At 61.4% G+C, this 10,290-nt stretch carries 7 protein-coding genes; all 7 read left to right on the top strand.

The window, feature by feature from the left end; genetic code table 11:
* The coding region (locus tag CYJ22_RS09895; RefSeq protein WP_347707115.1) for a hypothetical protein at positions 1 to 381 on the top strand (381 nt) is incomplete at its 5' end.
* 14 nt (positions 382 to 395) lie between these two features.
* Positions 396 to 695, top strand: a complete 300-nt coding sequence (locus CYJ22_RS09890) for a 1-deoxy-D-xylulose-5-phosphate synthase (RefSeq protein WP_243390506.1) — start codon at positions 396 to 398, stop codon at positions 693 to 695.
* Between the two features lie 12 nt (positions 696 to 707).
* The gene (locus tag CYJ22_RS09885; protein WP_101602488.1) at positions 708 to 1,046 is read left to right on the top strand and encodes a hypothetical protein; all 339 of its coding nucleotides are present in this window, start codon (positions 708 to 710) and stop codon (positions 1,044 to 1,046) included.
* A 126-nt stretch (positions 1,047 to 1,172) separates the two neighbouring features.
* Entirely contained in the window at positions 1,173 to 7,154 is a 5,982-nt protein-coding gene (locus tag CYJ22_RS09880) for a glycohydrolase toxin TNT-related protein (RefSeq protein ID WP_133124169.1), read from the top strand.
* Between the two features lie 400 nt (positions 7,155 to 7,554).
* Positions 7,555 to 8,277: a hypothetical protein gene (locus CYJ22_RS09875; RefSeq protein WP_243390505.1), complete on the top strand. Its 723-nt coding sequence runs from the start codon at positions 7,555 to 7,557 to the stop codon at positions 8,275 to 8,277.
* Entirely contained in the window at positions 8,207 to 8,785 is a 579-nt protein-coding gene (locus CYJ22_RS09870; protein ID WP_101602486.1) for a hypothetical protein, read from the top strand. Before CYJ22_RS09875 ends, CYJ22_RS09870 begins: the two co-directional genes overlap by 71 nt.
* A gap of 35 nt (positions 8,786 to 8,820) precedes the next feature.
* On the top strand, positions 8,821 to 10,092 hold the full coding sequence (locus CYJ22_RS10135; RefSeq protein ID WP_133124168.1) for a hypothetical protein: 1,272 nt from the start codon (positions 8,821 to 8,823) through the stop codon (positions 10,090 to 10,092).
* Positions 10,093 to 10,290 lie beyond the last annotated feature (198 nt).

Raw genomic sequence — 10,290 nt, 5'->3', positions numbered from 1 at the left:
AGCATGAGCGCAGATGTGGGTTTTACTCCTGGGAAGCTGGTTGAGGCTGCCCAGGGTATCGAAGATAACGCTGAGCCTTTTGCTCAGGCGGTGTCGACGATCGGCGAGGATGTGACGTCTGCGTCGGAGGGGATTAATGGCCCGTTTATGGAGCCGTTGGGTAATGCGCTGACTAAATGGGGCGATTCCCTGAGTGTGTTGTTTGATGATTTAGGTCGTTTGGCCGAGGCCTTGGTGGGCGTTGAGCGGTCGTTTGGCACGTGCGAAGAAGAGATTATTCAGTCGTTGGTCCAGGCGGGTTCCGGGTCGGAGTCGGGCGGGGATTCGTCGGGTGGCAGCTTGTACGACGAGCTGACGCAGCTGTCCCAGTCGGAATCGTGACGGAGGTTTGAGTAATGAGTAGCGATTCGATGCTGGTCTTTAAAGAGGCCAGTGCCACTGAGATGGCTCAGGCCTTCCGTAAGAGGGTCCCGGTGGTCAAGGAGTTCATTCCCGATGTGGCCGCTGATATTAAGGCTACTGTGGGCGATTGGACGGGTGAGTCTCGTCAGGCGTGCGATGCTGCGCTCAAGCGTATGGAGGAGCGCGGCGAGGAATTGGCGGATTTGTTGACGGCGGCAGCTGAGGCGATGGACAAGATCCTGGCGGAGGGTCAGCATGCCGAGTCTAAAGCGTTTGCGTGCATCGACAGTTAAGGATTGTGACTCGTGAGTGATTTTAAGGTCGATTTGGAGGCCATGTCCTCGTTCGTGGAATCGTTGTCGTCCTTTGAGGAGAAGGCCAAGGAGTACGACGTGGAGGACTGGGTTCCCAACTCGGGGATGCTGGAGCATCCTGAGGTGTGGGATCGCACGAACGCGTTCCAGGATACGTGGGAAAAGGGTACCAACGACTTGCGTGAAGAGATTAAGGCTGCCTCCAGTGCGGTCAGTGGTGCTCTGGGTGCTTATAGCGAGTACATGGAGAAGGCTAAAGAGTATATGACGACAGTTCAGACGGCTGCTGAGGCGCTGAGCCAGTCTCCCGTCGTTGGTTCGGGAGCGTGATCTGACGTGGGTGTTGTTGCGCATGGTGCACCGGTTTTTAAGATCGGTGGAGATCCTGGTGGTATTTCGACGCGCGCCGCGGTGATGATGGATCGCGCCAATGAGTTCCGCGATATTCATTCCGGCTTGTCTTCCCTCAAAGCTGATGGGTGGGAAGGTCGCGCAGCGGATCATTTCCGCTCGAAGTTCGATGTGCAGGTCAAGGGCTGGGTGGACGCCCAGGAGGCGTTCTCTGAAGCGTCTGAGGCCTACTCGTCGTATGCGTCGACGCTGGCGTCGGCGCAGAGCCAGTGTGATGGGATTCGTTCGCGTTGGAAGGCTGGCCGCGACGCGGTCCAGCAGGCGCAGAACAATCAGGCTGATGCGCGCAGCCAGGCCGCCGCAGATGGCGGCTCTCCCGTGTTTGATGCCTCCTGTGATGAGGGTCCGGGCCGCTCGGCCATGGCGGCCGCGGTCGCTGATTTCCAGGCGCTGGTCGATCAGGTCAACGAGGCCGGTGACCTGCTGATTACCGCATTGAATGCTGGTATTTCGAAGCTGCCCGAGCGCACGTGGTGGGATTCGGCCAAGCGCACGGTCGGCTCGATCCTGGGTGGCGCCTACGAGGCCGTCGTCGAACTGGTGAAGCTGGTGTGGAAGCTGGGCGGCCAGGAATTTATGTGGGACTTCGGCCGTATGCTCATGGGCGACATGACCCTGGACGAGTTCACAATTAAGCACGTCGAGATGCCCATCGAGACGGTGACCACCATGGCGAAGGCGCTGTGGCAGGATCCCGTGGGCTTTATGAAGGCTGTCGGCAAGTCGCTGATCGACTGGGATACGTGGACCGACGATCCGGCACGCGCCATTGGCCACCTCCTGCCCGACATTGCCATCGCACTTGCGACGATGGGTGGCAGCGCCGGCGTGTCCGCCGGCGAGAAGGCCCTGACCGGCGGAGCTCGCGCTCTTCGCATCGGCAAAGAGGTCTTCAAGGCGATCCTGCCTATTAGCCCCGACGACGTCCGCTCCCTGGCCAAGCTCGGCAAGAACCTGGTCGGCAAGCTCAGCGCCCGCGGCATCAATACGGCCGCGGACCTCGCGGATCTGGCAAACACCGCGCAGCGCGTGGCTAAGGCCGCCGACCACGCCCACGACCTGGGTCACGCCGCCAACGGCATGGCTGGCGCCCTGGACGGGGCCGCTGACGCCGGCCGCGCTGCCACGAGGGCTGGCTCGGCTATCGGGGACACGAGCCACGCAGCGCATGCAGCCGGCGGGGCAGCCGATGCTGCAGGTAGTGCCAGCCACGCCGCACACGCAGCTTCCGGAGGTGGTGGCATCGCCAGCGGTGCGAGCCATGCCGCAAACGGTGCCGGTAGCGCCAGCCATGCCGCTCATGCTGGCGGTAACGCCGCTGATGCTGCTGGTAGTGCTAGCCACGCCGCTCACGCTGGCGGCAACGCCGCAGACGCTGCAGGCAACGCCAGCCACGCCGCTCACACTGGCGGCAACGCCGCAGACGCTGCAGGCAACGCCAGCCACGCCGCTCACACTGGCGGCAACGCCGCAGACGCTGCTGGCAACGCCAGCCACGCCGCACACACTGGCGGCAACACAGCCGACGCTGCAGGCAACGCCAGCCACGCCTCGCACACCGCAGGCAACACAGCCGACGCAGCAGGCAACGCCAGCCACGCCTCGCACGGTGGCGGGGATGTCAAGGATTCGGCTCTTCCGCCCACGGATCCGGGCCACCGCTCCAACGGTGTGTCCAGTGCCGCTCAGCCCGACGCGACGCCTCATGCGCCCGCGGCTGGCGATGCCAGCACCGGCGGGCACGCGGCTCCCGCGAACACTGCTCCCAGCGCGTCTAACGGCGCTCACAACAACGCATTCATGAATGCGGATACCGGCGGCGCCACCCACGGCGCTGGCAGCACTGCCAACGGCGCAACCGGAGCTCCTGCGACCGGCGCAGGCACACACGGCGCTCCCGGCGCAGGTACGCATGGCGCTCCCGCGACTGGCGCGCCTGCCACTGGGACCCACGGAGCCCCGGCAACCAGCGCTCCCGCGCCCGGCGCAGGTACGCATGGCGCTGGCACAACCGGTGCACCTGCAACTGGTGCGGGCACGCATGGCGCTCCCGCGACTGGCGCTCCTGCCACCGGTGCACCCGCGGCGGGCGCTCCTGCCACCGGCACCCACGGAGCTGGCACCACCGGTGCCCCCGCGACTGGCGCACCTGCCACCGGTGCACCCGCAACTGGCTCCCACGGTGCTGGCGCATCCGGTGCGCCTGCTGCCCCCGGAGCTCCCGCGAGCGGCTCGCATGGTGCGGCTTCTGGCCACGGTGCTGCTGGCGGCTCGCCCGCTGCTCCCGCGCGCAACAACGGTGTGGGTGAGCGCGGTGCACCGGCTGAGGCTATTGCGCAGAAGAAGCCCGTCGATCCTGACAAGATATTCACCCGTTCGGGCAACGATTTCGGTGCCCCGGCGAACAAGATCGATACGCACGCTGGCGGCAACCAGAAGAACCTGGATCATCTGGACTTCAAGCCCGGTGATTCGGACAAGGTTTCCAACGGCCAGTACCGTCCGGTCGAGACCGCAGGTGGTCCTCACCGCGGCGGCACCGACGGAGCTTTGAAGGGTGACGCCTTCGAACCGCAACCCGCTGTTGCGGGCGACGGAATGCCTCCGCGGAAGCCTGATGATTCTTACCGTGTTGGCCCTGATCGTTCCATGACGCCTGACGAGGTCGGGTCTCAGGCTGCCGCTGCAGTTGGCGGGCAGCCTCCGCGAAAGCCGAACAATTCGTGGGACTCCGATGGTTTCTCTGCGAATCGGGACGATTACGATCTTTTCGGCGTTGAGAACAGGAAGGACTCTTCCTACCTGGATCACAGCTCGACCCACGCTAACGGTGAGACGCGCGGTGCCGATGAGCTTGTCGGCGCGGGCGTTGGTCGTAGCGAGGCCAGCGTGGGCGCTCAGGGATCCTACGAGCGCGCTGGTGCCTTCGGCGGCAGCGATCCGAGCCGTGTCAGCCACGGAGCGGACGGCTTCGGCGGCACCGCAGATTTCGGAGCGAACGCAGGACATGCAGGTCACGGCGCACACGGCGTCAGTAATTCCGCTGATGTCGGTGGCGGCGTAGGAGACGCGTCGCGTGGTACGCACGCTGCTGGCGCCCCCACGGGCCAGGGCGGCGGTCATGTTGGTGCTGATACTGGCACCCACGGTGGTTCGTCGGCCCCTGCGCAGGGGCCGCACCGCGGCGATCCGGGCATGTCCACCGGTGACGCGCACGGCGTTTCGCGCGCTGATTCCACCCCCGGCCACGGCGACACCCCCCGGACAGGACACGGTGGAGACGGCACCCCCGACGCACCCACCAGCCCCAAGAAGGACACTCCTGCCGGGGACGGCCTGGGCGGCAACAAGCAGCCGCATAGCGGAAAGCATGCGGTAGACACGCCTGCCACCCACGCGGATGAGGCTGCCGACGCCAGCAAGGCTGGCCACGGCTCTGGCGACGCAAATGGCTCCGGGAAGGCCGATGCCGACGCTAAGCATGGGCATGATTCCGTCGAGCACGCGGACGCCGAGCCGAAGGCGAAGGACCACTCTGCCAACGGCAAGGCCGACGACGCTGCTGACTCAGCGCGCCACGGTGACAAGACCGAGGCAGCCAAGGCCACCCCGGATGCACCCGAAAAGTCGTCCTACGACAAGATGGCCGAAGACCTTGGAGGCGAACCCCCCAAGCCTGCTAAGACCACCCCCGACGGCCCTCAAACACGCGAGGAGTTCGCCAAGGTCCTCGACGACAACTACGAGGCCAACCACGCAGCCAAGGCCACCCCGGATGCACCCGAAAAGTCGTCCTACGACAAGATGGCCGAAGACCTTGGAGGCGAACCCCCCAAGCCTGCTAAGACCACCCCCGACGGCCCTCAAACACGCGAGGAGTTCGCCAAGGTCCTCGACGACAACTACGAGGCCAACCACGCAGCCAAGGCCACCCCGGATGCACCCGAAAAGTCGCCCAACGACGACATGATCGAAAAGCACAGTGGTGACACGCAGCCGCATGGCGAAAAGCATGCAGCAGACACGCCCACCACCCACGCGTACGAGGCCGCCGACGCCAGGAAGGCTGGCCACGGCTCTAGCGACGCACATGGCTCCGGTAAGGCCGATGCCGACGCTCAGCATGGGCACGATTCCGGTGAGCACGCGGACGCTGACCCCAAGGCGAAGGACCACTCCGCCAACGGCAAGGCCGACGACGCTGCTGACTCAGCGCACCACGGTGACAAGACCGAGGCCGACAAGCCCACGTCGGACAAGTCCCACAAGGAAGACGACGCCGCACACCACGACGGCGACGAGCACCCCAAGGACACCGACGACAAGCACTCAGCCAAGAACGACGACGCCGACACCAAGTCCCCCAAGGACGAGGCCGACACGCACAAGTCCGACAAGGATTCCGTCGAGCACGCGGACGCTGACCCCAAGGCGAAGGACCACTCCGCCAACGGTAAGGCCGACGACGCTGCTGATTCGGCGCGCCACGGTGACAAGACCGAGGCTGACAAGCCCGCGTCGGATAAGTCCCACAAGGAAGACGACGCCGCACACCACGACGGCGACGAGCACCCCAAGGACACCGACGACAAGCACACCACCAAGAACGACGACGCCGACTCCAAGTCCCCCAAGGACGAGGCCGACACGCACAAGTCCGACAAGGACAGCGACGCCAAGTCTGACAAGGACGAGGCCGACACGCATAAGTCCGACAAGGACGGTGACGGCAAGTCCGACAAGGACGAGGCCGACACGCATAAGTCCGACAAGGACGGTGACGGCAAGTCCGACAAGGACGCCGACGGCAAGTCCGACAAGGACGGTGACGGCAAGTCCGACAAGGACGGTGACGGCAAGTCCGACAAGGACGCCGACGGCAAGTCCGACAAGGACGCCGACGGCAAGTCCGACAAGGACGCCGACGGCAAGTCCGACAAGGACGGTGACGGCAAGTCCGACAAGGACGGTGACGGCAGCACCCGCAAACACAACGGTTCCACCGACGGGCAAGGCTCCGGTGGGGGTGACGGCAACAGCTCCGGTGGGGGTGACGGCAACGGCTCCGGTGGGGGTGACGGCAACGGCTCCGGTGGGGGTGACGGCAACGGCTCCGGTGGGGGTGACGGCAACGGCTCCGGCGGGGGTGACGGCGATGCTACCCCCAGCGCTGATGCACCTGGTTCAGGCAGCGACTCAGGCGACCCCCTTGATGAGAGCATCTTTGATTCATCTCCTGATACTCGCGAATACGTTCTGCGTCCTATCAGTGACGAACCCTACCTGAAGGACACACCTGAATGGTTTGATGAACCCACTACTGTCCAGGAACTTGCGGAAAGGTCACCTAGACCCCCAACAGACCCGTACGCGGGAATTAAAGACGCCGATAAGAACCAGCGCTGGCAGGCAGGACTTGGAGATGGGTACGTGACCGGTGCAGACATTTACATGAACCCGCGAGCGCAGCTCAGCGAAGGAACTAATCCCGAGATCAAGACGACAGCGGACATGATGCGATCTAATCTCACTAAACCAGGAGAGACACGCGCTGCCTGGCGAACTGATATCGACCATGGCGCAATTCCGGGAACCGACAGATACTACACAAACCTGGCGGACTTTAAGCAAGATTTCACCATCACAGGATTTGACCGAACAGGCACACCTGATGGCGGGTTTTTGTCCCCCATCATCGATGGTGCCATTGCCCCGGGAGAGAATCGAGCTACATCCCTCTTCAATCTGAACTGCAGATATCATCAGTACGAACTCGTGGATACTAAGCTTCAGCCCGGAGATCGCCTTGAGATATCGCTTGCTGCCCCCGAACAGAATTCACCTGGAGGAGCACCACAAGTCAGGATACTTACAACAGAAGGCGGCAAGGAAGTAGAAATGACAGTCGAAGCAATGATCGAAAAGGGTTATCTGAGAGGAAGGTCCGAGCATACCGGCACTGTTCAGGAGCTCAACCGCGAGGATCTTGTACGCCGATTCAACAATTCGAGAGGTTCGAGAAAGTAAGTGCCTGATTGAATTGTCGGTGTTGAAGTGTCTGCACTTTTGGGTTGACGATGGGTAGTATTACTTTGGATCCGACCGGCGGCCGACCACCTACCACTCGCATATGCAAATGTCTGCTCCTGACATCGCATCCCTGGCGCTCGTCGGCCACGTCGGCTCCTTCTACCGAATCGCTGCAGGCTACAGACGAATCGACATCGACTATCGGTGCCGCTCTTTCCCCGTTAACTGGACTATCCAACAACCGGCGCGGAACCAGAGGCCTTATCCCAGTCCAGTTGAACTGAGAACTCTAACGATTTCTATGACTAACCCCCTCAAAGACGAAAGAAACAACACGACTCACAGCCCACCACACATGCTACGATTACACGCAGACCCCCTTGAAACGAGGCTTTAATTGGCAGACAATCCTCCTACCCCCAATTCCGGTCGCCCACTTGATCCGGAGACCCGTTTCTTCCCGGTGCGGGCACCAGGACCGAGCGATGCACTGACGCATGCCTCGAGTGGACTTGGCAATCGCTTCCGCATCGGTAAGGATGTCGCTCTTGATCTCAAGGGCCAGTTCGCACACGGCACGCACCCGGAGATGCGTTCGACGGCTGATTGGATGCGTTCGCAGTATTCGGTCCCGGGCAGCATTTCTCCGACATGGCGAGACGACATCGATCACGGGGCGATTACCGGATCGGACCGCTACTACGCACACAAAAAGCCCTTCATCGAAGACTTCCACATCACGGGGCTCGATCACATCGGGCACGTCGGAGCATTTTCCCTCACCCCAATCATCGACAACGGCATCATTCCCGCGGATTGCCGGTCTGCTCCACCCGCACATTTGAACGAGCTCTACCGCCAATACCGACTCACCGATGAACCGTTGCCTAAGGGAGTCCTCATTGAGGTTTGCCTCCTTGCCGAGGACCATGGTTCGCGCGGGTATGCGCCGCAGGTTCGTTTCCTGGAGCGTGTCACATTCAATAATCTTTCTCCGCTATCGATCGACGAGCTCGTCACTCAACACATCATTGAAGGAGTTTCTGCCCATGTTGGAGACGTTAAAGCCCCTGATTGGGAAGCTCTGTTCGGGTACTTCCGTAACGCCCGAGAACTTTGAGAACGGCTACGCCTTCTCGAGTTACAACACCGACTTCTTTGCGGTCTGGACCATCGAAGACAGGTTTTGCTTCAGTTGGTCCGAACGCCACCCAAGCGCCATATTCTGCATCGACACCCAGAGCGCGACGATAGCCTCGTACATTGTTATCGCTGCGGTTGGAGCACTGCGCCGTGCAGACCTTTTCCAGGACGCCATCTCGCCTGCCATCCTCACCGACGAGCTGCGTAGCCGGTGGGTTTCTTCCCCCACCCGCTGGCCTCGCGTCGCGAACTATCAGTACATCGCAAATCCGGAGCTATCCCTCAATTCGACGAACTGCGCCGCGCTTCGACAACTGCAGTTTGCCGTGCAGTTTTCGGTCGAGGACTACCTCAATTCCTACCTCAACGCTGACGGAGGTCCAGCGCTCACCCCGTTCAGGACATCATTCGAGCCGTATCTACACCAGCTCAGCGACGCGGGCGTCGACATCTCACGGATGATTCCACCGACGTCCAGCCGATAGAAAGGCTTCTAAGGGCGAGGCCGTGGGTCCGCACCGTGCAGATCGGCATTTCCACCGGCGACAGGCACGGCGTTTCGCGCGCTGATTCCACCCCCGGCCACGGTGACACCCCCCGGGCAGGACAAGGTGGAGACGGCACCCCCGACGCACCCAAGAAGGAAACTCCTGCCGGGGACGGCCTGGGCGGCGACAAGCAGCCGCATAGCGGAAAGCATGCAGCCGACACGCCTGCCACCCACACGGATGAGGCCGCCAACGCCAGGAAGGCTGGCCACGACTCCGGCGACGCATATGGCTCCGGTAAGGCCGATGCCGACGCTCAGCGTGGGCACGATTCCGTCGAGCACGCGGACGCTGACCCCAAGGCGAAGGACCACTCCGCCAACGGTAAGGCCGACGACGCTGCTGATTCGACGCGCCACGGTGACAAGACCGAGGCTGACAAGCCCGCGTCGGACAAGACCCACAAGGAAGACGACGCCGCACACCACGACGACGTCGAGCACCCCAAGGACACCGACGACACGCACAAGTCCGACCAGGACGAAAAGTACGAGGATCTCTACGATCACTCGCACGATAAAGACGGTCCAGATTCCTCTTACAATCCAGAAACAGATCCTCACAGCAATCCGGACCCTAACTATGACAGCCTGCCGGATTCGTCAATTAATCAGTCTGAAGGTTTTCCAGAAGGAGTCGATCCCTACAGAACTCCCCCAAAGACACAACGCCAGCTTGAGGAAGCACTTGAGGCTTGGGAGTCCTATCAAAAGAAGGTGCTGTCAGACGATGCAGCTAAGTGGCATTTAGGACGTTACGGTTTTGATGACGTAGTAAATCCTGAACGTGCACTGGGATACAATCCCGACGGGTCGCCACGTTCCATGGAGGACTTCGTGAATGTCTACTACGACAAAGAAAAGAAGCAACCAGTTCGGCCATGGGATGTCGAAGAACTCCGCAAGAATGGGGCAAAACTCAACGCAAATTACCACGAGTACACGTCGATTACCCCATTCATCAAAACGCACTGCGAGGATTTGTGCCGACTCGGCAATCCTGGTGGAAAATACGCTGCAGCGATGCACAAAGATGGAATACCGCCCTCTTTTGGAGAACGCAGCCTATTCCCGCCTTTTTCATTAGGCGAGCCTGACATGCGAGTACGACTTACAGGTAAACTCCCAGAAGGACACGTTGTAAAATATAGAGAAGTAGCCCAGCATTTAGCCAGCCAGGAGGAGCTATACAGCTCCAAATTTGGGGCCCCGACGAAACAGGTACACTTCAAGAGCTGCCACTGAGAGAGCGGAAGAAGCGGGGGATCATTGAGTATTTCAAACACGATTAGCGAAGATGAGTTCATCAAGACCCTGGTTTCCTTGCTCGAGCGAGAGCTTTACGGGCTCTTCATAATTGAGGGTGTAGTTGGGGTCTGAATCCTCCGGTTTCGAGGAGTGCTCGGGTGATGTAGTGGTTGAGGTTTCGGAATCCGAGTGCGG

The organism is Schaalia odontolytica (assembly GCF_002847525.1).
In the GTDB taxonomy this organism is placed as follows: domain Bacteria; phylum Actinomycetota; class Actinomycetes; order Actinomycetales; family Actinomycetaceae; genus Pauljensenia; species Pauljensenia odontolytica_B.
Note: the sequence above shows the minus strand (reverse complement) of the source record. Positions and strands in the feature narration are given on the sequence as shown.

What these genes read in the sequence shown, in the direction of transcription:
- CYJ22_RS09890 (WP_243390506.1), top strand. Translation starts at nt 396, where the DNA reads ATGAGTAGCGATTCGATGCTGGTCTTTAAAGAGGCCAGTGCCACTGAG.
- CYJ22_RS09870 (WP_101602486.1), top strand. Translation starts at nt 8,207, where the DNA reads ATGTTGGAGACGTTAAAGCCCCTGATTGGGAAGCTCTGTTCGGGTACT.